This is a genomic window from Pseudomonas sp. DY-1 (assembly GCF_003626975.1).
Lineage (GTDB): Bacteria > Pseudomonadota > Gammaproteobacteria > Pseudomonadales > Pseudomonadaceae > Metapseudomonas.
In genome coordinates this window covers 5,012,079-5,038,647 of the sequence record NZ_CP032616.1, presented here as the reverse complement: position 1 = coordinate 5,038,647, position 26,569 = coordinate 5,012,079, and the positions used below count along the sequence as shown (strand labels likewise).

18 protein-coding genes are annotated in these 26,569 nt (G+C 65.8%); 4 read left to right on the top strand and 14 right to left on the bottom strand.

Annotated elements, in window-relative coordinates:
• The 11 genes from D6Z43_RS23600 to D6Z43_RS23550 form a co-directional block, all read right to left on the bottom strand.
• Complete coding sequence (locus D6Z43_RS23600) at window positions 1-552, bottom strand: GspMb/PilO family protein (protein ID WP_120654440.1); 552 nt, start codon at window positions 550-552, stop codon at window positions 1-3.
• Window positions 539-1,084 carry a PilN domain-containing protein gene (locus tag D6Z43_RS23595; RefSeq protein ID WP_120654439.1) on the bottom strand — a complete coding sequence of 182 codons (546 nt, stop codon included), beginning with the start codon at window positions 1,082-1,084 and terminating at the stop codon, window positions 539-541. Before D6Z43_RS23595 ends, D6Z43_RS23600 begins: the two co-directional genes overlap by 14 nt.
• A 1-nt stretch (window position 1,085) precedes the next feature.
• Window positions 1,086-1,877, bottom strand: a complete 792-nt coding sequence (locus D6Z43_RS23590; protein WP_120654438.1) for a hypothetical protein — start codon at window positions 1,875-1,877, stop codon at window positions 1,086-1,088.
• Window positions 1,858-3,546, bottom strand: a complete 1,689-nt coding sequence (locus tag D6Z43_RS23585; protein WP_120654437.1) for a GspE/PulE family protein — start codon at window positions 3,544-3,546, stop codon at window positions 1,858-1,860. Before D6Z43_RS23585 ends, D6Z43_RS23590 begins: the two co-directional genes overlap by 20 nt.
• A gap of 416 nt (window positions 3,547-3,962) precedes the next feature.
• Window positions 3,963-4,598, bottom strand: coding sequence for a SurA N-terminal domain-containing protein (locus D6Z43_RS23580; protein WP_120654436.1), 636 nt, complete (start codon window positions 4,596-4,598; stop codon window positions 3,963-3,965).
• Between the two features lie 24 nt (window positions 4,599-4,622).
• Entirely contained in the window at window positions 4,623-6,182 is a 1,560-nt protein-coding gene (locus tag D6Z43_RS23575; RefSeq protein ID WP_120654435.1) for an ABC transporter substrate-binding protein, read from the bottom strand.
• Between the two features lie 11 nt (window positions 6,183-6,193).
• Window positions 6,194-6,826, bottom strand: a complete 633-nt coding sequence (locus tag D6Z43_RS23570; RefSeq protein ID WP_120654434.1) for an SCO family protein — start codon at window positions 6,824-6,826, stop codon at window positions 6,194-6,196.
• On the bottom strand, window positions 6,823-7,515 hold the full coding sequence (locus D6Z43_RS23565; protein WP_120654433.1) for an SCO family protein: 693 nt from the start codon (window positions 7,513-7,515) through the stop codon (window positions 6,823-6,825). The genes D6Z43_RS23570 and D6Z43_RS23565 overlap by 4 nt, the downstream gene beginning before the upstream one ends.
• A 10-nt stretch (window positions 7,516-7,525) precedes the next feature.
• Window positions 7,526-9,436 carry a cytochrome D1 domain-containing protein gene (locus D6Z43_RS23560; RefSeq protein WP_120654432.1) on the bottom strand — a complete coding sequence of 637 codons (1,911 nt, stop codon included), beginning with the start codon at window positions 9,434-9,436 and terminating at the stop codon, window positions 7,526-7,528.
• Window positions 9,437-9,933: 497 nt separating this feature from the next.
• The gene (mnxG, locus tag D6Z43_RS23555; protein WP_256660911.1) at window positions 9,934-15,741 is read right to left on the bottom strand and encodes a manganese-oxidizing multicopper oxidase MnxG; all 5,808 of its coding nucleotides are present in this window, start codon (window positions 15,739-15,741) and stop codon (window positions 9,934-9,936) included.
• Window positions 15,742-16,269: 528 nt separating this feature from the next.
• Window positions 16,270-16,893 carry a lytic transglycosylase domain-containing protein gene (locus D6Z43_RS23550; protein WP_120654431.1) on the bottom strand — a complete coding sequence of 208 codons (624 nt, stop codon included), beginning with the start codon at window positions 16,891-16,893 and terminating at the stop codon, window positions 16,270-16,272.
• A gap of 162 nt (window positions 16,894-17,055) precedes the next feature.
• On the opposite strand from D6Z43_RS23550, the gene gspG reads away from it, so the two are divergent.
• Window positions 17,056-17,478 (top strand): type II secretion system major pseudopilin GspG, encoded by a 423-nt coding sequence (gene gspG, locus D6Z43_RS23545; RefSeq protein ID WP_120654430.1) that lies wholly within the window; start codon window positions 17,056-17,058, stop codon window positions 17,476-17,478.
• Between the two features lie 5 nt (window positions 17,479-17,483).
• The gene (locus tag D6Z43_RS23540) at window positions 17,484-18,674 is read left to right on the top strand and encodes a type II secretion system F family protein (RefSeq protein WP_120654429.1); all 1,191 of its coding nucleotides are present in this window, start codon (window positions 17,484-17,486) and stop codon (window positions 18,672-18,674) included.
• A 240-nt stretch (window positions 18,675-18,914) separates the two neighbouring features.
• Here D6Z43_RS23540 and D6Z43_RS23535 read toward each other — a convergent pair whose 3' ends face one another.
• From D6Z43_RS23535 to D6Z43_RS23525, 3 genes are all read right to left on the bottom strand, one after another.
• Window positions 18,915-19,442, bottom strand: a complete 528-nt coding sequence (locus tag D6Z43_RS23535) for a response regulator (protein ID WP_120654428.1) — start codon at window positions 19,440-19,442, stop codon at window positions 18,915-18,917.
• A 192-nt stretch (window positions 19,443-19,634) separates the two neighbouring features.
• The gene (locus D6Z43_RS23530; protein ID WP_120654427.1) at window positions 19,635-21,065 is read right to left on the bottom strand and encodes a sigma-54 dependent transcriptional regulator; all 1,431 of its coding nucleotides are present in this window, start codon (window positions 21,063-21,065) and stop codon (window positions 19,635-19,637) included.
• Window positions 21,066-21,070: 5 nt separating this feature from the next.
• On the bottom strand, window positions 21,071-22,483 hold the full coding sequence (locus D6Z43_RS23525; protein ID WP_120654426.1) for a sensor histidine kinase: 1,413 nt from the start codon (window positions 22,481-22,483) through the stop codon (window positions 21,071-21,073).
• Window positions 22,484-22,870: 387 nt separating this feature from the next.
• On the opposite strand from D6Z43_RS23525, the gene D6Z43_RS23520 reads away from it, so the two are divergent.
• Both D6Z43_RS23520 and D6Z43_RS23515 read left to right on the top strand, forming a co-directional pair.
• Complete coding sequence (locus D6Z43_RS23520; RefSeq protein ID WP_120654425.1) at window positions 22,871-24,166, top strand: hypothetical protein; 1,296 nt, start codon at window positions 22,871-22,873, stop codon at window positions 24,164-24,166.
• A gap of 42 nt (window positions 24,167-24,208) precedes the next feature.
• Window positions 24,209-26,413, top strand: coding sequence for an Ig-like domain-containing protein (locus D6Z43_RS23515; protein WP_120654424.1), 2,205 nt, complete (start codon window positions 24,209-24,211; stop codon window positions 26,411-26,413).
• The last annotated feature ends 156 nt before the right edge of the window (window positions 26,414-26,569 follow it).

Here is a 26,569-nt window from a genome sequence, read left to right as displayed (position 1 = left end):
TCACCTCGCCAGATACAGGGTCATGCGGATACGCCCCTCGAGTTCCGAGTCGGCAATCTGCTTGCGTTGCAGGTCCACCTCTTCCAGGGCCAGGGCCGGCAGTTGTGCCTGCAGGCCATGGAGGAAACGGCGCAGTTGCGGGTAGCTGCCGCGCACTGGCAGCAGTACCTGGTAGCGCGCCAGGCGGGTCTTGGGATCGAGTCCGAGGGCGTATTCGCCACGGGCCAGTGAGATGCCCTCTTCCCTGGCCAGGGCGTAGATGCGGTCGATGGCGCCGGTGGCGTCCAGTTGCGCCGGCAGGTTGCGGCGGAAGTCTTCCAACTGGGCCGACGACGCGTCACTGGTCGGCTTGCTGGAAACGACGCTGGCGGCAGCCGACAGTTGCGCGCGATCCGCAGCCAGTTGGAGATCCAGGTTGGCCAACGCCTGGCGCGCTGGCAGCAGCCCCAGCAGGGCATAGCCCAGGGCCAGGGCCAGCAGTGTGCCGCCGGCCAGACCCGGCCAACCGAGGCGCCGGGTCTGTTCGATGAGGATCAGCCTAGGGACGCGCATCCTTCACCCCCCAGTTCGCCAGCAAGTTGAAGCGAATGGGCCGCTCGGCCTGCTCGGTGACCATTTCGTGGTTGAGCAGCGAGACATCGCTCAGCGCGTCGCTGGCTTCCAGTTCCCGGTGGAAGGCCAGCATGGCCGGCAGGTCGCGCGCCTCGGCGGAGATGCGCAGCTGGCCCTTGCGGGCATCGGGAGTCAGGGACAGCAAAGCGATGTCCTTGCGCGACTGCCCTTCGAGCATGGCGAACAGGCCATCCCACGGCAGGTTCATCTGTGCAGTGATGCGCCGCAGCTCCGCCACGCTGGCGGCGCGGGCCTTCTCTTCTCCGGCCGAAAGCGGTGCTTGGCGCAGGCCGCGTTTCTGCAATTGCTGATCGACGCGTTGCAATTCGGCAGTGCGTGCATCGGTCTCGGCGCCAATGTCCTGGTGCGCAGCGAGCATCAGCACTGACATCAGCATCCCGCCGCCGAGCAGCAGCCAGCCGGGGACGCTGGAAACAGGTTTGTGCTGGAAGTCGAGATCGATCTGGCGCATTTCAGCTCACCGTCATCGCCATGGCGTGCAAGGGGTCCTGGTACTGCCCGTCTGGCAGCACGGAATCCAGACGGGCGACGTCAGTGGCGAACTGGCCAGTGCGTCCTGGTGCATGCAGGAAGAAGGCAGCCGGAGCGCCCTGCTCCAGGCCACGGAGTTCGCCTTCGCGGGCGATCAGGTCATTCAGCGCCACGTCGCTTTCGTCCAGCGTCACCGAACGCACGGTGGCCCAGCGACCGTCGCGCGCCAGCAGCAGGCTGCCGCGACCGGGTTCGGCCACCAGGAAGAGAAAGTCGTCCATCGACAGCGCGGCGCGGTAGCGGTTGAAGGCGGCGACCAGATAGGGCTGCACCGACGCGAGTCGCAGGCCACTGGCCTTGGCCAGGCTGCGCAGCTGGGTCAGCAGCTCCTCCGGCATGGCGGCGGCCAGGCGCGGCTGGCCGGCGGCTTCTGGCGCCAGACTCAGGTTCCAGCCTTCGCCCAGGGTGCCGTAGATGTCTTCGAAGCAGAGGCGCGCGTAACCGGCCAGCTCCTCGGGGGTGTTGATGGCTTCGCTCCAGGGCACCAGGCAGAAGCGCGTGTAGTGGCTGGCCAGCAGCACCTTGAGCATTGCCCGCTCCGGCTTGCGCCCGGCCAGCAGGGTTTCCAGTGCCGCCACGGCGGAGGGCCAGGACAGGCCGCCGACGATGTCGAAGGCGGTGCTGCCGAGCCACTGGCGGTCACGGCACCGGAACAGGCCCACGCTGCGGGGCCCGAGCACGGCGATGTAGGTCTCAGGCCACAAAGGTGACACGGTTGATCTCCTCCAGCGTGGTGCGGCCTTCACGGACCAGGTCCAGGGCCGAGGTACGCAGCAGGCGCAGGCCGCGTTTGACGGCCAGTTCCTTGATGCGGCTGATGGGCTGGCGCTCGATGATCAGCTGGCGCAGGTCATCGTCCAGGCGCAGCAGTTCGGCGATGGCGGTCCGTCCGCGATAACCGGTGCCCCGGCATCGCCCGCAGCCCGGGCAGGTGATGAAGCGGTACTGGTGCGCGCTGGCGGGGTCGATGCCCGAGGCCAGCAGCTCTTCCTCGCCCGGCTGCACGACCTCGGCGCAGCTCGGGCAGGCCAGGCGGATCAGGCGCTGGGCCAGCACCGCGTTAAGGGCGGAGACGAAGCTGTAGGGGTCCACTTCCATCTGACTGAAGCGGCCGATCACGTCGAACACGTTATTGGCGTGGATGGTGGTGAACACCAGGTGACCGGTCAGCGCCGACTGCACGGCGATCTGTGCGGTGTCGGGGTCGCGGATCTCGCCGACCATGATCTTGTCCGGGTCGTGGCGCAGGATGGAGCGCAGGCCACGGGCGAAGGTGAGGCCCTTCTTCTCGTTCACCGGGATCTGCAGCACGCCGGGAAGCTGGTACTCCACCGGGTCTTCGATGGTGATGATCTTGTCCACGCCGTGGTTGATCTCGGTGATCATCGCGTACAGCGTGGTAGTCTTGCCGCTGCCGGTGGGGCCGGTGACCAGCACCATGCCGTAGGGCTCGGAGGCCAGCCGGCGCAGACTGCGCAGGGTGCCGTCCTCGAAGCCCAGGGCCTCCAGGCGCACGCCGTTGACCTGGTCGGCCAGGTCCTGCTTGTCGAGTACCCGCAACACCGCATCCTCGCCGAAGATGCTCGGCATGATGGAGACGCGGAAGTCGATCTGCCGGCCATTGATGCCGATCTTGAAGCGCCCGTCCTGGGGCACGCGCTTCTCGCCGATGTCCAGCTCGGCCATCACCTTCACCCGCGAGATGACCTGCTCTGCCAGCTCCATGCCGGGCACGCGGCTGCCGCCACCCAGCACGCCGTCGATGCGGTACTTGATGGACAGGCCGTTGCCGGTCATGCCCAGGTGGATATCGCTGGCGTGCAGCTTGAGCGCGTCATAGAGAGTGGAGTTGACCAGCTTCACCACCACGCTGGCGTCTTCGCTGATGCGGGCCAGGGAGAGGGTTTCAAAAGACTCGCTTTCCTGCACGGTGCCGGCACCGGCCTGCAGGGAGTCGACGGCGTGGAAGCTTTCCTCGTGGCGTTCGAGGAAGGCGGCCAGCTCGCGGGGATGCACCAGGTGCAGCTGCGCGTCCTGGCGTTGCTCCTCGATCCAGGCCAGCCGCGACTCGTCGAAGGGGTCGGCGAACACGCCAAGGGTTTCGCCGTCCAGCTCCAGCAGCACGAACTCGCGCTTCAGGGCCAGTGCCAGGGGAATCCGTTCGAAACAAGGTGTGCCGCGGCTGAGGGCCTCGAAGGCCAGCACCGGGTAATGCAGGGTGCTGCCCAGGTGCCGGGCGAAGGCATCCGGCGCCAGGTTGGCCAGCTCGTCCAGGGCATCCACCAGACGATGCCCCAGCTCGTCCGAACGTTTGCGCGCGGCGCGCATCAGTTCGGTATCGAAACGCTCCGGTACAGGCTGCGTCAGGAGCTGGCTGTCCATGGTTGTACCTCCAGGGGCCATGGCGGTCCGGTCTTGCCGGAATCCGCCTTTGCCTGGACATACGCACGCATCGTGCCAGCCGATTTGCTCGCTGGAGAGGCTTCTAAGTCGCTGATTTGCAATGGGGGTGGTTTACCCGCCATCGGGGGTTCCCCCAAAACCGGGGGAATGGCCGATGTTGGCCAGTGGCTATCCCCAGAAGTGGGGGATGGCCTTTCGCGGGATCCCTGCCGGCTCCTTCGCGAATGAATTCGCTCCCACAGAAAAGCGGGACTGCGAGCTGCACGGATAGCCCCCTCTCCCTCCGGGAGAGGGTGAGGGTGGCTCCTCCGTGCGGCACATCATTGGGGAGCCCTGCGGCTTCCGCCGCGAATGAATTCGCCCCCACAGAAAAGCAGGCCCTGCGGATCGCCGACCTACAACGCCACCAGCACTTCCACCCTGCCCTTCTCGCGCAATTTCTCCAGCGCCAGCTCGCGGCCCTGGGCTACGCGTTGGCCAATGATGTATTGGCGCACCAAAGCCAGGGCGCGCGCTTCTTCCATGCCCGGGTCGATCTGCGGTTTCAGGCTCTCGAAGGCGACGCGCACATCGGTGTCACTGGGCGGGTCCACATGGGCGATTTCGTCGAGGACGCGGCTGGCGACCAGCTCGTGGCGCAGGTAATCGCGATACGAGGCCTCGTCGAAACCGGCCTCGTCCAACGCGCGGGCAAAACCCTGGGTGTCAGGGAAGGCGGCCTTCATTTCGGCCAGGCTGCCGCTGATTTCCTCATCCGACACGCTGATGCCCAGTCGGCTCGCCTCCTGCCAGAGCAGTTCCTTGTCGATCAGTTGCTGCAGCGCCTCACGCTTCAGGCGCTTGTAGGCCACCGGGCTGCGGATGGCGCCAACCTGGCGGCCCTGGATCTTCAGGTAGTCGGCAAAATGCCGCTCCAGCCGGAAGTTGCTGATGTCGGTGCCGTTGACCCGCGCGGCAATGCCGGTTTCCCCGGCCAGTACCAGGGGCGTGAGCAGGCCTATGACCAGCCCGAACCATGGATTGCCTTGCATGTCCTGTCCTCCCCTTCGTGACGCTTAGAGTCGCGTGTCCACCTTGATGAACTTGCCCAGTGGCCGGAAGCTCTGGCCGTGCAGATCGACGGTGACGATATGCGCGCCGGCCAGGCCCACCCGCTGCCCTGGCCCGAAATCCAGCGCCGGGGTCAGGCCGGTGCGGAAACCACGCAGGCCTTCCAGGGCGCTGACCAGCTTCTTCCGGCTGGCGTCCCGACCCGCGCGCTTCAACCCCTCGCTGACCAGCATGGCGGCGCAGTAGGCGCCCACCTGCAATGCCGCGTGCTGACCGCCCAATCCCTGGCTGCGACGAATCGCCAGCAGCGCTGCCTCGCCTTCCGGGGTCCAGTCGGCGGGCATGAATGGATAGGCGAGGAACACCCGTTCGGAGAAACGCGGCGGAATGCGCAGGGCGCTGCTGGCAACCTGCGCCGAGGCGGCGAACAGGTAGGGCGAAAGGTCGTCTGCCTGGAGCCGGTCGGCGAGCCGGGCGAAGTCCTCCGACTGGCCGAGGAAGAACACACCCTGCGCCCCCCTGGCTGCGGAGCTGAGGGCACTACTGCCGTTTTCGGCGTCGTAGCCCAGCAGGCGTACCCGCGACCACCCCTGGTCCATCAGGCGCAGGGCCAGGGATTCTGCCAAGCCCTGCTGCCGGGCCTCCCCGGGGTAGACCACCAGGGCTTCCGACTGCTCCAGGCCGAGGTCGCTGCTGGCGTAACCCGCCAGGGCGAAAAGCTGCTCGCGCAGGCCCGGCAGGGCATTGAAAACCAGCGGATTGCTTCCAGCTTCATCGAACAGGGCCAGTGGCCCCACCAGCGGTGCGCCAGCCTTGCCGATCGACTCGGAAAGGTCGCCATCCAGCGCCGGCACCAGGGGTGCCAGCAAAGCGAAGACCTGATCCTCGGCGAGCAACTTCTCCAGCGCCCTTTGTGTGCTTTGCCGGTCCATGCCGGGGTCACGCACCACCAGCGACAACCGCCGGCCATGGATGCCGCCCGCCTCGTTGACCTGCGCCAGGGCACCGCGCAACACCGCCTCCACCGTGCGCCCCAGCTCGGCCAGGGGCCCCTGCGTTGGCAGCAGTGTCCCCAGGCGCAGCTCGGCCTCCTGCACACCGGGATCGTGGTCATCTTCCAACCGCTTGAGATAGGCGGTCAGATTGGCCATGTCACGCAGGGACATGACGAAGCGCGGCATGGCCGGGTCGAGGCGGTTGCCGGCGGGGTCGCGGCCCTCGCCCACCGCGCGGGCCAATGCGCCCTCGTCGTAGGCCCCATGGTTGCGGCCGTTGGATTGCCGCTGGCCATAAGGCAGGGAAAGGCGCCGCCAGGTGATATCCGGTGGGCGCACACCGCCTTCCGGGCGCCCGCGGCCATCGGCGCCGTGACAGTTGGCACAGGGCATCACCGCCGCCGGCACCAGGGTATCGCCGGCACCGACCCGCGCGCTGATCTCGCCATTGGCCGAGCCCATGCCCTCCAGGTAGATGCGCCGACCCGCCGCTTCCTCAGGGCTGAGTTCCAGCGCAACGGCCAGGCCCGCCTGGGCGATCAGCATGACCAGCAGCAGGGCGCGCCACATGGCTGCGGCCCTCAACGCCCGGCCACGGGCATAGTCATCAGTTGCAGGCGCTGGGCGATGGCATTCACCGGCGCGTCGGGGCGGATCTTGCTCCAGCGCTTGTTCGGTACATCGCCGGCGATCAGCAGGGTCGAATGGGCCTCCGGGCTTTCACCCAGTTGCCCCAGGCGTGCCAGCACCAGGTCCATGTTGGCCTTGTCGCCGGTCAGGAAGATCCAGTTGGGCGAATCCACGCCGTGCTTGGCGGCGAAGGCCTTGAGCACTTCCGGGGTGTCGTTCTCGGCATCGCTGGAAAGGGAGATGAAATACACCTGCTTCGACAGGTCTTCGCCCATGGCTTCGCGCACTTCCTTGAGCTTGCGGGTGATCAACGGGCAAGCGTCATTGCAGTGGGTGAAGATCACGTTGAGCATCACCAGCCGGCCCTTCAATACGTCGCTGTAGAAGCGCACTTCCTGGCCGTTCTGGTCGCGCAAGAGCGTATCGGTGAAATAGGTCTGGGCGTCCGTCGTGCCACCGGCCTTCAGGGGCTGGGCAGCGGGGGCATTGGAGGCCGGGGCGGCTTCATGGTTCTCGTGGCCTTCGTGGGCGTTGGCGACGTTGGCCAGGGCCATGGCCAGGACGAGCGGGAGCAGGCGCTTCATGGGTGGGTCTCCTGGGCAAGGGCGTCATGGCTGCGGCCGCCGTGTTCGCGGGCGGCGCTGAGCTCGTCGACCCGCGCCATCAGCACGGCGGGATCGGTGAAGCCGTAGAAGCGGGTCCACTGCTGGGTGCGGCCATCGCCCACCATGATCAGCGGAGGGTGGTCCTGGTAGTTCGCGGTCCAGGTGCCGAGGCCCTTGAGGGTGTCGGTCACGGCCTCGCTGCTGCCGGTGACCCAGCGCCAGCCCCCACCCGCGTCGAAGCGGCCGGCATATTCGTGGAGACGTTCAGGGGTGTCGCGCAGCGGGTCGATGCTGAGGGAAATCAGCTGAACGTCGCGACCGGCGCGCTCGCCCAGTTGTTTCTGCAGCTTCTGCATGATCGCCGAGATAACCGGGCAGACCGTGGTACAGCTGGTGTACACGAAGCCCATGACGACGATGCGGTCGCCGACCAGGTCGTCCTTCAGGCGCAACTCGCGGCCATCCTGGTCCAGCAGCGGCACATCGGCGAAGACCACCTGGGCGCCCGCCTGCGAACTGGCGTGCCCCTGGTGCTGCGCATGCGGGTCGGCGACCATCTGGGCCATATGAGCGGCATGTTCTTCCTGACTGTGGTCCGCCAGAACAGGGCCGGCAACGAGACCCAGGGTGACCAGCGCGGCAGCGATGCCAGTTTTCAACGGTTCCATGGTGTGCTCCTTACGGGTTGGTCCGTGCCTGGCCCTGGACGGCACGCAGGCTGGCATAGGGTTGCGAGCCGAAGGGCATGCCCAGGGAGGACGAGCCCACGTGCAGGTAATACGCACCGACCTGTTTCAGCTCGATCGGCGCCTCATAGACACCCTCGCCCACTTCCACTGCAGCCACCTCGTAGGGGCGTGAGGCCGGCGCCTGGAAGTAGCGCACGCGCAGGTCGGCAATGCCGGTCTTCGGCTGGTCGGCGCCGCCCTGGAGAATGCGGAAGCGCACCTTGGTGGTGGCGCCCGCAGTCACCAGCGGCTGGTCGATGAGGAACTCCACGCGCGGCTTGTTGCGCTGGGCGGCCATGGCCTTGTTGGGCTGCACATCGGCGCTGAAGCAGTGGGCGATCTTCGGCTGGTTGAGCATCACCGCCAGGTCGAACTTGCCCGGTGCCGGCAACTTGATCCGGCTGCTGAACAGGCCCGGCTCGACTTCGCGCATGCTGCGGTCAATGACCCGCGCGGCGCGGGAGGTGTGGCCCCGATTGAGGTAGCCGGTCATGGGGGCGTTCATGCCTTCCATGTAGAAGTAGGTGGTGTTGTCCACCGGGTTGACCACGAACACGGCGCCTTCATCGCGAGCCTGGCTGAGGCCATCGGCCAGTGGCAGCTCGCCGGCCAGCTTGGGGGCAGCGGGACCTGCCTCGAAGGCCTGGACGATGATCTGCTTGTCTTTGCCCAGTGACTCCAGGTTGATCATGCTCACCTTCGGCGACGCCAGGCCGCGCACATAGGCGTAGTTGCGGGTGAACACCAGCTGATAGGGCTCGGCGGTGATCTCGGCGCGCTGGACGATCTCGTCACTGCCGGCATCCAGCACCAGCACCTGGTCGTTCAGGCTGTTCAGCGCCAGGCCGAAGCGACCGTCCGGCGTGAAGCGCAGCGGCCCCAGGCCGTGGCCGGCATCGATCACCTTGCGCACCTTGAGGCTGCGGGCGTCGATGACGGTGACGGTGCCCGCCTTGCCGTCGCTCACGTAGAGCGCACCGGAAAGGTTCGACAGGGCCAGGGACAGCGGGCTCGGCCCGGTCTCGATGTCCTGCACCTTCTTCAGGCTGGCGACATCCACGACCGTCACCCGGCCGGCATCGCGACTGCTGACGAAGGCAAAACGCGAGTCGGCGCTGAAGGCGATTTCGTGATGGCCGCCACCGGTGGCCAGGGTCGCCACGGTCTTGCGTGCCTGGGTGTCGATCACGGTCACGCCGCCCTCCTCCCCGCGCTGGGCATTGTTGCCAACCCAGAGGTAGCGGCCATCCGGCTGCAGCGCCACGCGCACCGGCTCGGGCCCGGCCGGCAGGTTGCCCAGCACCTTGAATTCGGTGGTATCCACCACCGCCACTTCCCCCGCACTGGGCATGGAAACGTAGAGCAGGCGGTCGTCGGCGCTGGCAGCCCAGTCCATCGGTGGGCGCTTGAGAGCGACGCGAGTCAGGGTGCTGGTGATGCCGCCCACCGAGGTCACCGGATCGATCACGGTAAGGGCGGAATCCTTGTTCATCACCACCAGGTAGTAGCTGTTCAGGTCCACCAGCGGGCGGGCGCTGAGCACGCCCTTGAGGTAGGTGCCGATGCGTACCTTGCACTGGTCGGCCTGGCCTTCCGGCAGCGCCTGGTCGAGCCAGGCCCCCGGTACCTGCCCGGCCAGCGGCTGGCCAGTGGTGGCATCAGAGATGCGCAAGCGGACATCGGCAAACATCCCTTCGGTGAGCACGCCATCGCTGCCCAGCGGCCGGGCCTCGAACTCGATGGCGACGCCATCGCGCACCAGACGCTGGGAAACGCCAGCCGGCGCTTCGGCCGCAGGGACCTCGACGGCCAGCAGGCCGGTGAACAGCAGCAGGCTGGAAGCTTTGTGCAAGGCTTTCATCTGGCGTCCTTCCCCTTGGTCTGGACCTCGTGCTGATGCAGGAGCAATGCCTGTGCCAGCCGTTAAAGGTCAACAGATTCAACGACTTGTGAAGTCGTGGACGGGCAGAGCCCGGATTATTCCCCACCCATATCCCCTCTTTTGGGGGAACGCTGCCCGGCAGGTTCGAGCCCGCCTGAAGCCACCCTCTCCCCCGTCCCCTCTCTCTGAAGTGGAGAGGGGTGACTCGCGCCGGCAGCACCCTGCCCCGGGAAGCCACCCTTGTGGGGGCGAATTCATTCGCCAAGCAGGACGCAGTTCTCTCTGGTGAACGATCCGCGGATGCCCGGAAAAGACAATCGCAGGCCATGCCTGGCCTGCGATTTCAGTGTCATGGCTGGCCGAGCTCGATGGGCCCACCGCAGAGTGGGTAGAGGCACGAAACCCATCGGCAGAGTGGACCTTCGGGAGCGAATTCATTCGCGAATGAATTCGCTCCCACAGTCGTTCATCAGGCCCTACTGCTCATTGGTCACCCGCAACAGACCCCAGACCCCGCCGACGTTGCCGAAGGCAGCGTAATCCCGGTACAGGTAATCCCCCGGCACCGCGTTGGCGCCACCAGCACTGGGGATCGACAGGCTGTAGTGCGCCGCCGGTAGCACGCTTTCCTGGGCACCGATGTAGAGCGCCGCCGGGTTGATGCCGAAGCGCAGCGAGCCGATGCCAGCGTTCTTCTGCGGGTAGCCCCAGACGTCCAGCTTCTCGGACAGGAAGGGGTTGAACGCCCAGACATGGCCATCGAGCTGGAAGGTCATGCCACGGCTACCGCCCGAGGGCATGGTCACGTGGGTACGGAACGGCTGGCCGGGCTTGACCTTCATGATCGGGGTCAACGGGTCGCCACCCACCAGCTCGTTGTTGTACGCCATGTGCGCGTTGGGTACGTCGCCCCAGCCGTGGCCCTGGGCATGGCCGAAGGGCGCGTCCGGCGCCTTGCCGAAGCGGTACCACAGCGGCTCGCTCTTGTAGTTCACCGCCATGCCGGAGTTGTCCTTGGGATCGGCCGGGATGCCGAAGCCTTCGGAGGCCATGTTTTCCACCGGCCGGCCATTGGCCCAACGCATGTTCAGCGACTTGTGCAGCACCAGCGAGAAGTCGCGGTACGGCGTGCCGGACAGCGGGGTCACGGTGGCGGCAGCACGCATGCCGGCGTCCTCGACCCAGGTGGCGCCTTGCGGGGCGATGCTCATGGCGCCGGCGAGGCCTTTCTGGCCCTGCTTGACCGGGTCGGCCGGCAGCAGGTTGAAGCCACCGAACTCGACCGGGGTCGCGGTGATGTTGTCGACGCTGCGGCCGAGCTGGGTCACCGGTTTGCCCTCGCGTTCCAGGTGGCCGACGTAGAACTTGTAGCTCTTCGACGGCCAGGCGCCGCCCGCCGCGCCGCGCGGCTCGACCGTCTGCACCGGGTTGATGCCGACGTTGAAACCGTCCGACTTGGTGATGTCGTACGCCAACAACTGGGTGTGCAGGCCGACATGGCTGGAGGGCCGCATCATGTTGTTGTTGAAGGTGGTTGGACCCTGCGCGCTGTTGCGGTCGCGCTTGACCAGGCCCTGCATCACCGCGTAGGTCGGCAGGTCAGGCATCGTCTGCGGCAGGCGGTTTTCCAGGGTGATGTTCACGCAGTCGCCAGCGGCAGCGCGCAGCACCAGCGGCTCGACGGGCACGCCGGGCTTCAGCTTGCCGGTGAGCGGGTCCAGGTCGGCCTTGCGCACATAGAGGATGGCGGTCGGGTCATGCAGCGGGCCGGACTGGCCGCCGATGGTGAACACCTCGCCGTCTTCCTCGTCGATCACCGTTGCCTGCGCAATGGTCACCGGCCGCGCGTTGAACACCAGGGTGCCACCCTGCGGGTTGAGCGGCCCGCCGGCATGCATGCCCGCCCCGGCCGGATCGCCGATGGTCAGGCCCAGCGGATTGCCGAGAATGTCGTTGGCGAGCGCCGCGACGATCTCGTAATTGCGCTGCACCGTGGTGCGGGTACCAATGCCATTGGGGTTGGGGCTGGTACGTGGGCACACACCATCGAACTGGGTGGTGTTGCGCGACGAGACCGGGCGCGGGTTGTTCGGCAGGGCGAACAGGTCGGTGCGCGGCTGGGTGTAGTTGCGCATCACGCCCCAGATGCCGTTCCAGTAGCCCTCGATGGAGGCATCCATGTTGTAGAGGTAGTCGGCAGCCTCATAGGTGGTGTTGCCGGACATCATGGTCACCGGGGCGACGAAGCCGAACTGCTCGGAGATGCCAACCATCTGCGAAGCCTTCCATCCCGAGTTGCCGCTGTTGCCGAAACCGGTGCCCGAGTGCAGCCACTTCACGCCGTGCAGGGTGACGTTGTGCTCCTCCTCATGGCCACCGGCGTGCATGCGCAGGCGCACGTTGTCGCCGGAGTATGCCCGCAGCAACGGAGTGAACGGGTCGCCCGGCAGATCGCCGCCGAAGTTGATGTGGGGCGGGAACGCGGTGCTGGCACCGGTGGGGCCGGTGGCCGAGCTGATGGCGCTGGGCGCCAGGTTCAGCGCGGGAATGGCGCGATCGGTACGGGTCTGCAGGGCATAGGCGAGATCGCCCGCCAGGCCGTCGGCCTGCATGCCGGGCTTGCCGTCCGGGGCCACCTTGTTGGGGTCGAAGATGCGCAGGCCCACAGGCTCGTTGCGGTAGTTCACGACGAACATGCCGGGGTCATCCACCGAGATCGCCTGCGGGCAAGGACGGCTCGGGCAGCCCAGGACCTGGCCGCCAGCAGCCTCACGCACCGACTCGAAGAGGTTCGAACCGGACTGGCGCACGGGAGGGTTGATGGCGTAGCGGAAGCTGTCCATTGAGGTCGGATAGGCGCCGGCATCCGGGATGCCGTCAGGACCGGCGCCGACGTAGACGCCCGCCTCGTAGGCATGCTGGAAGTCGCTGTACTCCATGAAGAACTCGCGGAAGCTGTCGTTCTTGCCGTCGCCATCCAGGTCGCCGGTGGCGATCACCGCCTGCCAGGAGGTCGGGCCGCCGTCCTGGCGTCCACTGTAGAGCGGCTGCCCGGTTTCGCCGTGGTACCAGCTGGAGCCGGCCGGCTCGGTGAGCACGGTGGCGTAGAGGCCGAGCTGCTGGTGGGTGGACGGGCCGAAGTGGTCGTGGGTGAAGATGTTCCCCAGACCGCGGTCGACGTTGTAGGTATTGATCAGCGGGTCGGCGAACCAGCGCTGCAGGGTGGTGCGCGCACCCAGCCAGTCAGCGCGGCCGAACTGGCCGAAATACGGGTGCTGCCTGGCCACCGGGCACTCCTGGGAACCGTCGCGCGGGTCGGCGTCGACGCAGTGGTTGTACTCGCGGATGGCGTGGATGCGTTCCACCACGCTGGCCGGCGAGAGGGTGCCGTCCTCGTAGTTCCAGCCATTGGCCGAGCCGTCGGCCGCGGTCAGGTCCCACTTCGGCAGGTGGATGTGTTGGCCGATGATGTCGGTGGGGGTGCGCACCTGGTAGTCGTCCAGCTCGTACACCGCCGGGATCAGGTTGGTGTGCTGGTACATGGTGCAGTCGAAGGTGTTCATCCGCATCACCAGCGGTTCCGGCGGCTGCTGCTTGTTGATCACCGGCCAGGCGTCTTCCCAGAGCGCGAGGATGCGCGTCTGCGGGAAGTGATAGCCAACCTTGTTGAACACGGCGTCGAACTGGATGTTGGCGCCCTTGTAGACGCGCGGGCGGTCGGCGGTGTAGGCCGAGCTGCCGGTGAAGGACTGGCCGTTGATGGTGTCGCCGCTGTTGTAGCGACCGACTGCGGAGGCCTGGATCAGGCGCTTGCCGGTGTCGTCCATGCACGGCTCGTAGTACGGCGCACCGCCCACCGGCAGGCTGCCGTTGGTGCGGAAGTTCTTCGCCTGCACGGCGCCGCTGGGCGACACGGCGAAGCTAGGGTGGCTGGCCTTGGCGTGGAAGGCCATGACCGACTGTTCGACGTCGGTCCCCTCTTCCGGGATGAACACGGCCTTGGCGCGGTGGACCACCTTGGAGAAGTCCAGGGCGCTGGTGACCACTTCGGCCTCACCGCCAGCGGACACACCGTCGAGGGTGTGGCGCGGCAGGCCGCCGTCCCAGCCACCGGCCTGGGCCGGGTCGATGTTTGCCCACAGGGCATTGCCCGAATCACGCAGGCTCTGGGCCCTGGCGGTGTCGAGCATGTCCAGTGGCGGAGTGCTGGGGCGTTGGCCAACGGTGCTTTCGATACCACCGATCCAGAACGGGAAGCCCGGGTTTTTCAGGGTGCCGTCGGCGTTGCGGTTGGCCTCGCTGCGGTCCACCAGGGCCACCGAGCCCACGGCCTTGCGTTCAGGTTCGTGGTTCGAATCGTCATCGCCCTCTTCGTGCTCGTCGTCATCGTCGTTCGCAGCCACCAGTTCTTCGCCGTACTTGGCGACCACCGTGACCTTGCCCGGCATGGGCGGCATGGCCTTGCCCGGCAGCGGGACGATAGCGGGAATCGGTGTACCGGCGACGATTTCGCCATCCGGCAGGGCGCGGGCGCCCTGTGCAGGCAGGCCGCTGCGCAGTTCGAAGGCCTTCTTGTGATAACCGTCGTCGCCTTCCTCGGATACCGCCAGGCGGGTGCCTTCCTCGAATACATCGTGGATGCGCCACATGGCCCACATGCCCTGGGCGAAGTGCGGGTAGAAGTGGCAGTGGTAGATGGCATCGCCCGAGGTGCGGTTGCGGTTGCCGGAGCCACCGTTGGCGATTTCGTAGGTGTAGCCCGAACCCGGCCCGATGCCCTGGGCGTCGATGTAGTCGGAGTTGTCGTCATTGGGGTTGAACAGCCACTGGTGGCCGTGCAGATGGAATACATGCTGCTCGTAGCCGTTATGGGTGTTGCGGAAGCGCACGGCATCGCCGATGTAGCTGTGGGCGACGTTGGACGGCTCGGCCGGGAACAGTGCCATGGTGGCCTTCACCCCGGTGGTGCCTTCCGGCGGTACCTGGCCAGGCAGGATGGCTTCCAGGCCGACGTTGGCCGGTACGTCCACCTGCATGGCGATATCGCCGACGGCGTGAGCGCTGAGGAAGAACTCTTCGTACGCGCAGGACAGGCAGTCATGCATCGGGCCGACACCAAGACGGTTGGCCACCACCTCGGCACCGATACCGCCAGCGCCGTAGTTGATCATGAAGGAGTCGCGGGTCGGCTCCAGCACATGGCCGAACACCGGGTCATTCCAGTAGCCGGGGAAGGCCTGGGCCACGGCGTTTTCGTCATGGAACACGGACGAGAAATCGCGGAAGGGTTCCAGGCGATTGGGCAGCGCCGGGTTGCGCTTGCCGTAGCTTTCCAGCGGGTAGGTGTTCTGCGGGAAGGTGCCATCGGGGTTGGGGCCCATGACCACGGCATCGGTGTCGCTGGAGATGATCTCGCCGTTGTCCATCATGGCGATCACCGGCAGCCCGGCCTTGCCTTCCTCGTTCCAGGGCGCAGCCTGAGGATAGCGTTTTTCGTAGTCGATGATCGGCTGGCCGGCCGGGGTGCGTCCGGTGGTGGCCAGGCGCATTTCTTCTTCGGTGATCACGTTACGGTAGGTGCGGGCGCCCTTGGGCAGCACCACCACCTGGGCGAACAGGCCGTTGGCGGTGTTGCCGCCGGTGCCTTCACCACCAAAGGTGGCGCCGTAGCTGGTGGCGGCAAAAGCGCCCTCGCGCTCGGCATACAGGGTGTAGGTGCGGCTGCCACCCGGCGGGGCCAGGTTGTTCTGGTTGCGGCCAGCGTTGGTGGCGATGTCGCCAATGTCGTTGACCGCCTGCATGCCGTTGACCTGGAAACCGACATGACGGTCGGCGACCTGCTCGTCTTTCTTGAACAGCGGGTCTTCGGGATTGTTGGGGTTGGCCTGGTAGGCCAGCAGGTTCTGCAGGTTGATGGTCAGGCAGTCGCCTGCGGCCACCCGTAGCACCAGCGGGCGAGGACGCTTGTCCGGACGCAGCGCCACCTCGCCGGGCACTGCCGCGCCGCCCTGGGTGAGCGGCACTTCGTTCCGGTCCACCACGTCACGACGCAGGGCGAACATCATGCCGTTGATGTTCTGGGCACCGAGGCGGTTGAACATCAATGGCTGATCCAGGGCCACGACATTGGCCACGAGGTTTCGCTGGCACTGCACGGCCGCCCGTGCCTCCTCGGTGGAGAAGAGCGCGCCCAGCAACAGGAAGACGCCGCCCAGATAAAGAGATGCCCTCGGGGCACCATCGGAAATGGGGTTTGCACTGCGCGAAGGGTAAGTCCGTTTCATTTGGCTGACCTCGGTATCAGGTGCACGGATGCCAAGAGAGGGCAGGACTGATCGAGCAATGCCTGTGCCATCAGAGCAAGGCCTTTAAAATCAGATAGTTGCAATCGCCAATGGGGGAATTGCCAGTATTTCCCCCACCCGATTCCCACCCAATTCCCCGGTTTCTACGGGGTGGGGGCGATGGGGCGTGGAGTGATTCGTGAAGGGTGATTTCAATCGTGATGGAGTGCGTGGGGGCAGGATAAAAAGAGCGTTATCCCCCCTACGCACCCTGCGGCGAACTCGTTCGCAATCGGCCAGCACCTCGTAGGGTGGACGACGCTTTTCCGTCCACCAGGCGGAGTTCGATTCAGCGCCGGCCTGTTCAGCGACTGAAGTCGCCCCCACAGAAGAATCCATGGCCCGAATGCAATTCCTGTGGGAGCGAACTCATTCGCGAATAAATTCGCTCCCACAGGACTATGGAATCGGGGTGATGGCGGTGAAGGATTCGCAGGAAAACGCCCCCGCATCTGGGGAATTTCCCCACTAGCGGGGTCGTTTTGCGTCGGCCTGGAGGCGCTGGTAGTGACCCAGGACACTGGGCACGTAGCGCTGGGTTTCCGGGTAGGGAGGAATGGCACTGCCATAGGCGAGCACGGTCCCGGGACCCGCGTTGTAGGCGGCCAGGGCAAGGGAGAGGTCATTGTCGAACATCGTCATCAGGCGCTTCAGGTAGCGCGCGCCGCCACGCACGTTGGCGGCCGGGTCGAACACGTCCTGCACGCCCAGGTCCTTCGCGGTGTCGGGCATCAACTGCATCAGGCCGGCAGCGCCCTTGGGCGAGAGGGCGGAAGGATCGTAGTTGGATTCGGTCTGAATCACCGCGTGCAACAGCTCCGCCGGCAGTTCGTAGTCGAAGGCCGCCTGGGCGACGATCAGCGCGTAGCGCGGGGCCTTGGTCTTACCTTTGCGGATCGGCTGGACCAGGCTTGGGGCCTTGGCCAGCAAGGGTTTCTCACGGGCCACGCGAACCAGTTTGCGATCACTGCGCTGGATGTTGGTGAGGGTGATGCTGCCGTCCGCCGAGACAACCCGGAAGATGTCGGCATGGGCGCAGAACGCGCTGCTTGCAAGGATGCTGGACAGCACCAGGACGGGCACTCTGATCATTGTTCTCTCCCTGCGGGGCCGGAGCCCTTGGGGTTGCTCGGTGCTGTTCCGTCAGCAAAGCACGTGCCGGAAGGTCGGTCCGGCGATGTGTCGCCCCCCTCGCCCGTCTGTCGTGCATAGCTCTTGCATAGCCATACGCAGTGACCCGCAGCGGAGGCTCCCATGAAGATGCTTCGTCGACCCGAACAGGGCTTCACCCTTCTCGAACTCCTGGTGGTGCTGGTGGTGCTTGGCTTGTTGGCCGGCATTGTGGCACCGAAGTATTTCAACCAGCTGGGCAAGTCGGAAACCAAGGTGGCCCGGGCGCAGATCGAGGGGCTGGTGAAGGCCCTGGATATCTACCGCCTGGAGGTGGGCCGCTACCCCAGCACCGAGCAGGGCCTGACGGCACTGGTGAGCGCCCCGTCCGACGAGCCGCGCTGGGGCGGTCCCTACCTGCAGAAGGAAGTGCCGCAGGACCCCTGGGGCCGCGCCTATGTCTATCGCGCTCCCGGTGAGAACGGCGATTTCGACCTGCTCACCCTGGGCAAGGACGGCCAGCCTGGCGGCGACGGCGAGAACGCCGAAGTCACCAGCTGGCAGTGACCGCCATGCGCTTCCAGGTGAAGGCGGTACGCGCCCAGGCCGGGGTAGTCGCCCTGGTGGTGGAGGCGGCAAGCCAGGACGACGCCCGTCGCCAGGCCGAAGCCCAGGGATTGCGGGTGCTGGCCCTGCAGGCCGAACGCGGCTGGTCGCTGCAGAACTGGCGGCGCCGTGAGGCGTTTCCGCTGCTGCTGTTCAGCCAGGAACTGACCACGTTGTTGAACGCCGGCCTGTCGCTGATCGATGCGCTGGAGAGCCTGGCGGAGAAGGAAGCCGACCTGCAGGCGCGCAAGGTGCTGGGGGCCCTGGTGCGGCTGCTCTATGAGGGCAAGTCGCTGTCCCAGGCCCTGGCGCAGTTCCCGTCGGTATTTCCTGCGCTCTACGTCGCGCTGGTGCAGTCCAGCGAGAAGACCGGCGCGGTCGGTGACGCCCTCGGCCGCTACGTGGCCTATCGCACGCGGATGGATGAGGTGCGCCAGAAGATCATCAGTGCCTCGGTCTACCCGGTGCTGTTGTTCATGGTCGGCTGCGGTGTGTTGCTGTTCCTAGTGGGCTATGTGGTGCCGCGCTTCAGCCTGGTGTTCGAAGGCCTGGGCTCGAACCTGCCCTGGCTGTCCCGGGTCCTGCTGCACAGCGGCCTGTTCCTGCACTCGCATCAGGCGGAGGTGTTCGGCGGCGCCGCGCTGGTCCTGGTGGCCCTTGTGCTGTTGCTGCGCCAGGAGAGCGTGCGCCGCGCCCTTGGCCGGCAGATAGAGCGACTACCGGCGATCCGAGAGCGCATCCAGGTCTATGAGTTGGCGCGTTTCTATCGCTCCCTGGGCATCCTGCTGCAGGGCGGGATCCCCATCCTCACCGCCATCGAGATGGTGCGCGGCTTGCTCGGCGCCGCCTCGCGCCCGAGGCTGGACCAGGCCGCCGCGCGCATTCGCGAAGGGCAGTCGTTGTCACGCGCGCTGGAAGAGCATGGGCTGTCGACGCCGGTATCGCTGCGCATGCTCAGGGCCGGTGAACAGTCCGGCAACCTCGGGGAGATGATGGAGCGCACGGCCGATTTCCATGACGAGGAAACCGGCCGCTGGATCGAATGGTTCGTGCGTCTGTTCGAACCGCTGTTGATGACCTTCATCGGGCTGATCATCGGGGTGATCGTGATCCTGATGTACATCCCGATCTTCGAGCTGGCATCCAGCATCCAGTGATCCGCGCGTGCTGGTAGGGGCGAATTCATTCACCAAAGGCCGCGCAGCGACCCCGTCGCGGTCCGTTCGACCAGGCAGGCTTCGGTCCAGCACCGATGGTGGATAAAAGGGCGTTTTCCTCCGCACGTTCCCTGCGGTTGGCTCGTCCGCAACCGGCACGCACCTCGTCCACCAAGCGGAGTCCAGCCAGAAAAAACAAAGCGCAGGACCAAGCCTGCGCTTCTTCTTGAACCGGCGACGTCAGGTACCTTTCTTGACCTGCTTCACGGGTTCTTCGGAGCCTGCCGCGGGACGGCGGCGATCGGAAAGTACCCAGGCGCCGTCATACAGCTTCAGCGGGAAATTCACTTCGCCGCCACGACGACGTTCCATCTGGGACGACGGTTCGCTCGGGGACTCGCGCAGGGCGCCGGTAGGCAGGCCATGCAGCACCACGTTGCCCAACTCATGCAGGGGGAAAGGCTTGAGCAGGATGATGTCGATCTTGCGCTCGATGGCGCGGTTGCACACTTCGATGCTGGGATGTGCGGTCATCAGCACCGCTTCGCAGCTGTGCAGGGTGCGGATGGCATCGAAGACATCGAAACCGGTCATGTCCGGCAAGCGATAATCGAGCACCAGCAAGTCGGGCTTGAAGTTCACCACGACTTCCAGAGCGATGGCACCGTTGGCGGCGGTGCGCACTTCGCAACCGAGCATTTCCAGGTAGGTCTGGAAGTTCCCGGCGAGGATTTCTTCATCGTCGACTATCAATACTTTCTTCGACACTGCGGCTGCTCCCCTGTCAGGAGATCGGACGGCGGCCAGGCTGACCGCTACTTGCATCCTTGCACGTTCCGAGCCAAGGCTGCATCGACCCGGCTGGGTCGATGATTTCTAGAGTCTAGATCGGCGCGGAAGTTTCACCAGACATTGATCCCCCGACCTTGGTCGGGGGAAACCCCTGAATCGGGGAGGATTTCAATGTTGCTGCCGGTCGGGCCGTTCCAGGCCCAGCTTGTCGATACGGTAACGCAGCATGTCGCGGGTCAGGCCGAGCATGCGGGCGGACTTGGAGATGTTCCAGTCGGTCTTGCCCAGCACCTTCACCACCAGGTCACGCTCGGCGTCGGACAGGCTCATGTTCTCGTCTTCCAGCCCCAGCGGACTGCTGGCCATCTGCGGCATCGCCGCTTCGGTGACGCCGGCGCCCGCCAGCAGGCCACGGCAGATGGTGAGCTGGTCCGGGCCAATGAGGTTGCCCGGCGCCAGCAGCACGGTCTGCTCCAGCATGTTGCGCAGTTCGCGCACGTTTCCCGGCCAGCTGTAGCCCTTGAGCACGGACTTGGCTTCTGCGCTGAAACGCAGCCCCGGCTTGCCATAGCGTTTGCCATGCTGGGCGACGAAATGTTCGGCCAAGGTCAGGACGTCGTCGCCACGGGCGCGCAGTGGCGGCACCTTGATGGTGATGATGCGCAGGCGGAAGAACAGGTCGCGGCGGAACTTGCCCTCCTGGACCATCTGTTCGAGGTTGCAGTTGGTGGCGCTGATGATGCGCAGGTTGACCTTGCGCTCGCGCACCGAACCCAGGCGACGAATGGTGCGGTCCTCCAGCAACTTGAGCAGCTTGGCCTGGAGCAGCAGGTCGATCTCGCCCACCTCATCAAGGAACAGGGTGCCGCCGTCAGCAGCTTCAACCAGGCCCACGCGACGGTCCTTGGCGTCGGTGAAGGCGCCCTTCTCGTGGCCGAAGAGTTCGGCTTCCAGCAGGTGAGAGGGAATCGAGGCGCAGTTGAACTCGACGAAAGGGCCCTTGCTGCGCGCGCCGTCGAAGTGCAGCGCGCGAGCCACCAGCTCCTTGCCGGTACCCGTCTCACCCTCGACCAGTACCACTGGCAGGTCTTCCCCGGCCATGCGCTCTTCGGCACCGAGCACCTGGCGCACCATGTCCTTCATGGTGCGCATGGGTTCGGAATCGCCAATCAGTCCGGTGAGCCCGGAGTCCTGGGCTTCACGTTGCTGGTAAAAGGACAATCGCTGTTCCTGTCGCCGCGCTTCCAGCACCTTGTCCACCACCAGCTTGAGCTCGGCGAGCGCCACCGGCTTGGTCAGGTAGTCGCTGGCGCCAGCCTTCATGGCCTCTACCGCGCCCTGCACATTGCCGTGGCCGGTGATCATGATGACCTTGAGCTGTTCGTCCATCGCGCGGGCACGGCTGATCAGGTCGCAACCGCTCATGCCGGGCAGGCAGTAGTCGGTGAGGACCAGGTCCGGATGCTGCGCCTCGATGATCGGCAGCGCTTCTTCGGCCGAGCTGCAGACCATGACGTCGAACTGACGCCGTTGCAGGTAGGTGCAGAAGTTGTCGGCCAGGATTTCGTCGTCTTCGACAATCAGAATGCTGTTGCCCATTTTTGTTATCCCCCTGCCGTGGCCCTGAAGGTCAGGTGCACGTTGGTGCCGGCGTTCTCCCGGCTATCGATGCTGACTGCTCCACCAAAGCGCTCGACGATCTTGCGCACCAGCACCAGGCCGACGCCCAGACCGCCACGCTTGGTGGTGTGGAAAGGTTTGAAGGCCATCTCCAGCATGGCCGGCGACATGCCGCTGCCGGTATCGCTGACGGTCAGGGTCAGCAGATGGCGACGCGCATCGGGTTCCAGGCAGATGGCCAGGCGACCGCCGCGCGGCATGGCCTCGATGGCATTGGAAAGGACACTGCCGAGCAGTTGTTGCAGGAGTACCGGATGGCTGACCACCTTGGGGGCCTGCCGGGTTTGCCAGTCGACCTCGATGCCGGCGTGGCGAATCTGTGGCTCGTAGGCGGCGAGGGTTTCCTCCAGGGCGTTGGTGAGGTCCACCGGCTCCTGGTCGCCGGCCAGCGGGCGGGCTGACAGCAGCAGCTCGCGCACCCACTTCGACATGCGATCCACCTGGGTAATGATGTCGCCCAGGTTCTTGTGCAGCGGCCCCGGATCCACCTCCAGCGCCAGCTCGGCGCTGGAGCGGATGGATGCCAGCGGATTGCGCAGGCTGTGGGCAACCGCTGTGGACATCTCGCCGAGCAGGGCCAGTGTTTCGTTCTCCACCAGTTGCCGCTGCTGGTCGTCCACCAGGCGCGAGGCGTGGCGCACGAACCAGAACAGGCTGAGGTAGATCACCGCTCCGCCCACTGCCGTGGCGATCCACAGCAGCACAAGCCCGCGGTTCATGCGGGCGATCAGATCCACCGGTTCCTTGTAGATCTCAATGATCGAGAGCACCTCGCCCCGGCTGTCCAGCAGCGGGATGAAGCTTTCCAGGTAGAGGCTGTGCGGCACACGCATGAAATAGTCTTCCGCCGGGCAGGCATCGGGGCCGTGATGCTCGGTGGTCACTGTGTTGCCGCTGCTGACCGCCTCACTGAGCTTGGCGCGCTCCAGAGAATGCCCACCCACCAGCTTCGGATTGGTCGACCAGATCACCACGCCGTCGGGCGCATAGACGTTGGCCAGCAGCACATCGGGCAGGCGCACGATGTGGTCGAAGAACTCTTCGTGGGACTTGATCAGTTGTTCATGGGAGACGCCAAGGCGCGCGCCATCGACGCGCTTGTCGAGGAACTCGCCCAGGGTCAGGCCGGGGGAGAAGTTGCCGTGGATGACTTCGACATCGGCGATGGACTTGATGAACTGGGCACTGAGCATGGCATCGCGGTCGATGCTCTCGCGCATGAGGAAGCGGGTCGCCGCCGAGCCGAGCAGGATGGCCACCGCGAGGATGATCACCAGGCTCACCAGGGAGAACCAGCGGAACAGATTGAAGGGCTTGGTCACCAGCGCCATCTTCATCGAAACCTCCCCTAGTGTGACCGTCGGATCGCTCGCAAGGCGGGCGTGAAAAGGTGCCTCCGGCCGGGCCGGCAACTCCTGCGCCGACTGCGGGTAGTTATAGCGCAGGCCCCGTGATTCGCGGCCGTACCGTTCAGCGGTCGCCGAACGGTACGGCCGGAAATTCCCCATTTCGCCACCCACTTTTCCCCCACTTCTGGGGTGCCAATCCCCAGCTCCGGCGAAAGCTCCCGACGACTCTTTTCAAGATGTTTCAGACGTCGCCCCCATGCCAGAGCGGCCGAACCGCTCTGGCATGGGGTTTGCGCCCTTTCCTGGTCAACGACGGGCCCCCGGCCTATCGGAGCCTGACAAACGGCGAAGTTCATCGACTGGAAGGGCAACACCATGCACAACGCACTGCCGAAACTCGCGCTCCCACTATTGCTCGGACTCACGGTCGTCCCGACCAAGGCCGGTCTCTATGCGGTCGACCAGACAGCCACTACCGAGGCCAACGGGTTCTTCGCGGCCTGGTATCAGGACACCCATGGCCGCGCCCTCGATCTCTGTCTATCCAAGGCACAGAGCACCCGCGTCCCCGGCTCCTTCATGTGCAACCTGCTGCCCAACCCGGGTGTATTCGACGAAACCCAGCCGGTCGCCTTTCCCGACAACTTCCCGGACGAGGCGTTCTGGTTCACCGGCGATGCCGTCATCACCGATGCGGCCACCGGCATCGACCTGATCTATGTCTCCGCACTGGAAGCGGCTTTCGGGGGTGGTCTGCCTGCAGCGGGCGACCAGATCAGCTTCGCGCGAATCCGTATCCGGGTGACCGTACCGGTGGCTGGCACCTACACCGTCACTCACCCCTACGGCGTGGAAGTGTTCGATGTGGATGCCCCCGGGACGCGCGCCATCAACCTGACCCGCGACATCGGCATCAGCACGCCCGGCGACTTCAGCGGGGCCTTGAAAGGTGACGTCGGGCCCTTCCTGCGCTCGGTGAACGGACCCTATGTGGAGGTCAACCCGGTCACCAGCCTGCCCGAGTCCTTCATCGGCGACCCGAACGTGCTGGAAGAAGTCACTGGCAGCCCCTTCGGGACCAATTTCGTGCGTATAGAAGGCCCCAACGGCTTGCGCGCGGAAACGCGGCAGTTCGCCATTTCCGGCAAGTTGTCCCAGGTGCCGTTGCCGACGCCCCTGATCGTCGAACGCGCGACCTATTCCACTGGCGGTACCGACGGCACCGCCCAGCAGGACTTCTTCACCCTGGCCCCACCCGCCCCGGCCACCGTGCGCTACACCGATACCGCCGTTGCCAGCGGCGCCATGCTGGGCAGCGCCACCGGTGCCTGGTACGGCCAGTCCGCAGCGACCCCGACGGCCAATGGAAGCGTGTCGTTCATCGCCGACAACAGCGTGGCCATCCCCGGCAGCACGGCCGCTACCAAGACCGCGCCGCTGGTGGACCTGGTAACCATCAGCCGCGCTGAGTACAGCCTGGGCACCGGCCGCCTGACGGTGGACGCCAGCTCCAGCGACCAGGCCGACCAGCCGGTGCTCACAGTGGAGGGACTTGGCCCGCTGGTAGCCGGACACCTGGATCTCCCGGCCGGCGTCATTCCACCGGCGAGCGTCCATGTGAGCTCGGCCAATGGCGGTTCCGATACCGAAGAAGTCCTGATTCTCCCCTGAGAACAACACTCACCCGCCCCAGGCGAGTGAACGGAGGCAGTCATGTTCAAATGGCCAGGAATACTCACCCTGTTGCTGGGTGTGCTTATCGGCGCCCCGGTTGCCGAGGCGCAACTGGCTGCGGTGGACCCCGGTCCGTACACCGCTGCCAGCGGCTACTTCCCACGCTGGTATCAGGACACCCAGGGCACGCCGCTGGAGCTTTGCCTGTCCAAGACCCTCAGCACGCGGGCTCCGGGTAATTTCATGTGCACCCTGCTGCCGAACCCAGGCATCTTCGACGAGACCAAACCCGTGGCCTTCCCCGGCAACTTCCCGGATGAAAGCTTCTGGATGCTCGCCGAAACCAGCATCGACGATCCCGGCAACGGACTGCAGCTGGATGTCTATGTGGCCGGCATCGAGGCGGCCTTCGCCGGCGGCGTGCCGCGGCAGGGCGACCAGCAGAGCTTCGCGCGCATCCGCATTCGCGCCACGGTGCCGGTGGCCGGCACTTATACCGTCACCCATCCCTATGGCGTGGACACCTTCAACGTTACCGCGCCCGGGCGTCGCGCCATCAACATCACCCGCGACATTGGCATCGGCGCCCCCGGCAACTTCAGCGGTGCCCTGGCAGGGAACATCGGCCCGTTCCTGACACGAGCCGGAGGCCCCATCCAGGAAACCAACCCGGAGACCGGTGAACTGGAAACCTTCATCGGCGACCCCAACCTGACCGAAGCGGTAACCGGCAGTCCCTTCGGAACCAACTTCGTGCGCATCGACGGCCCCAATGGCCTTTCCATCCAGACCGACCTGTTCAATCTGTCCGGCAAGCTCTTCACCGGTGGCGTCGCAAGCGAGGTCGGTGTCGACCGCGCCACGTACAGCCGCGACGCCCAGCGCACCTGGATATCGGTGTTCGCCAACTCCAGCGCCAGCGCAACGCTGTGCTTCCGCGAAAGCGTCGACCTGGTGGGTGACCCGCCGTCGCCTTGCCAGTTCGAGATGACCGGCGATGGCAGCGGGCTGTTCTTCGGCCAGGACCTGGCCCCGGCCAACCTGCCGCCCTTCGTGCTGATCACCGCAACAGACACCAACGCCTCGGCCACCACCCTGACCCAGCCACTGACCGATATCGTCAAGATCAGCCAGGCGCGCTATTCCTGGCCGAACAAGACGCTGACGGTAGAGGCGCGCTCCAGTGACGAAGTGGAAATTCCGTCCATGGCCGCTGAAGGCTTCGGCCGCCTGCTGCCGGTCAGCGGTGTGATCCAGCGCCTGGTAGCCGTCGGCATCGAGCAGCCCCCGGCGAAGGTCACGGTGAAATCGGCCGCTGGCGGCAGCGACACGGAGTTCGTGGTCATCGAAGGCAGCCCCGTTACCCAACCGGCCAATCAGCCACCCGTGGCCAACCCGGACAGCGGCAGCACGACCGCCGGCGTGACTGTGACCCTGGCCCTGACCGCCAACGACAGCGACCCGGACGGCAATCTGCCGCTGTCCATCGCCAGCCTTGGCAGCGTCACCTTCGGCACCCTGGTACAGAGCGGCACCGGTGCGGTGATCTACACCCCGCCGCCCCAGGTCGCGAACACCCAGACAGAGACTTTCACCTATCAGGTCCGTGACAACCTGGGCGCCCTGTCCGCCCCCGCCCTGGTGACCATCACCGTCCGACCGAACCTGCCGCCGGTGGTCGCCAACGACACTGCGACCACCAGCGCCGGCGCACCGGTGACGATCAATGTGCTGGCCAATGACGCAGACCCGGAAGCCAACCCGATGACGGTGGTGAACCTCACCCAGCCGCCGACAGGACTCGGTACGACCAACACCAACGGCACCACGGTGACCTATGCCCCGCCGGCTAGCGTGACCACCGCCTTTACCACCACTTTCAATTACCAGGCGCGGGACTCGATCGGCGCCACCTCGTCGGCAGCAACGGTAACCGTGACGGTGAACCCGGCCGTGGCGGCCGACAGCCTGGCGATCACTCAGGCGCAAGTGAAGGCGGGCTCCAACAACCGCTACTCCTGGGATATCCAGGGCACCACCTCGCGGCCGCAGAACAACCAGATCCGCATCGAGGTCACCAGTACCCAAGGCACCGCTCTGCTGGGCACCGCCACGCCGGCGGCGAACGGCCGCTGGAAGCTGTCGGTGAATAACTCCTCCGCTATCGTCCCCAGCGCCAGCCCCGGGGTCACCGTGCGCTCCACCTTCGGAGGCGTGCGCACCGGCAACATCACCGTACGCTGATCGCTCAGCGCCAGTTCCCCCCAGTCGCGTCGGGCGGCTGGGGGATTTTTTTGTTTGGCATTGGCCCAACGCTCAGCAAGCCGACGTTCAATCTCACAAGCCCAGTAGGGTGGATAGCGCTTCTCCATCCACCAGCGGCGCCATGCCCGCCCCGAA

Coding starts and splice junctions, on each gene's coding strand:
- D6Z43_RS23550 (WP_120654431.1), bottom strand. CDS start 16,893: ATGATCAGAGTGCCCGTCCTGGTGCTGTCCAGCATCCTTGCAAGCAGC.
- mnxG (WP_256660911.1), bottom strand. CDS start 15,741: ATGAAACGGACTTACCCTTCGCGCAGTGCAAACCCCATTTCCGATGGT.
- D6Z43_RS23585 (WP_120654437.1), bottom strand. CDS start 3,546: ATGGACAGCCAGCTCCTGACGCAGCCTGTACCGGAGCGTTTCGATACC.
- gspG (WP_120654430.1), top strand. CDS start 17,056: ATGAAGATGCTTCGTCGACCCGAACAGGGCTTCACCCTTCTCGAACTC.
- D6Z43_RS23570 (WP_120654434.1), bottom strand. CDS start 6,826: ATGAAGCGCCTGCTCCCGCTCGTCCTGGCCATGGCCCTGGCCAACGTC.
- D6Z43_RS23515 (WP_120654424.1), top strand. CDS start 24,209: ATGTTCAAATGGCCAGGAATACTCACCCTGTTGCTGGGTGTGCTTATC.
- D6Z43_RS23565 (WP_120654433.1), bottom strand. CDS start 7,515: ATGGAACCGTTGAAAACTGGCATCGCTGCCGCGCTGGTCACCCTGGGT.
- D6Z43_RS23560 (WP_120654432.1), bottom strand. CDS start 9,436: ATGAAAGCCTTGCACAAAGCTTCCAGCCTGCTGCTGTTCACCGGCCTG.
- D6Z43_RS23600 (WP_120654440.1), bottom strand. CDS start 552: ATGCGCGTCCCTAGGCTGATCCTCATCGAACAGACCCGGCGCCTCGGT.
- D6Z43_RS23540 (WP_120654429.1), top strand. CDS start 17,484: ATGCGCTTCCAGGTGAAGGCGGTACGCGCCCAGGCCGGGGTAGTCGCC.
- D6Z43_RS23595 (WP_120654439.1), bottom strand. CDS start 1,084: ATGCGCCAGATCGATCTCGACTTCCAGCACAAACCTGTTTCCAGCGTC.
- D6Z43_RS23580 (WP_120654436.1), bottom strand. CDS start 4,598: ATGCAAGGCAATCCATGGTTCGGGCTGGTCATAGGCCTGCTCACGCCC.
- D6Z43_RS23520 (WP_120654425.1), top strand. CDS start 22,871: ATGCACAACGCACTGCCGAAACTCGCGCTCCCACTATTGCTCGGACTC.
- D6Z43_RS23525 (WP_120654426.1), bottom strand. CDS start 22,483: ATGAAGATGGCGCTGGTGACCAAGCCCTTCAATCTGTTCCGCTGGTTC.
- D6Z43_RS23575 (WP_120654435.1), bottom strand. CDS start 6,182: ATGTGGCGCGCCCTGCTGCTGGTCATGCTGATCGCCCAGGCGGGCCTG.
- D6Z43_RS23530 (WP_120654427.1), bottom strand. CDS start 21,065: ATGGGCAACAGCATTCTGATTGTCGAAGACGACGAAATCCTGGCCGAC.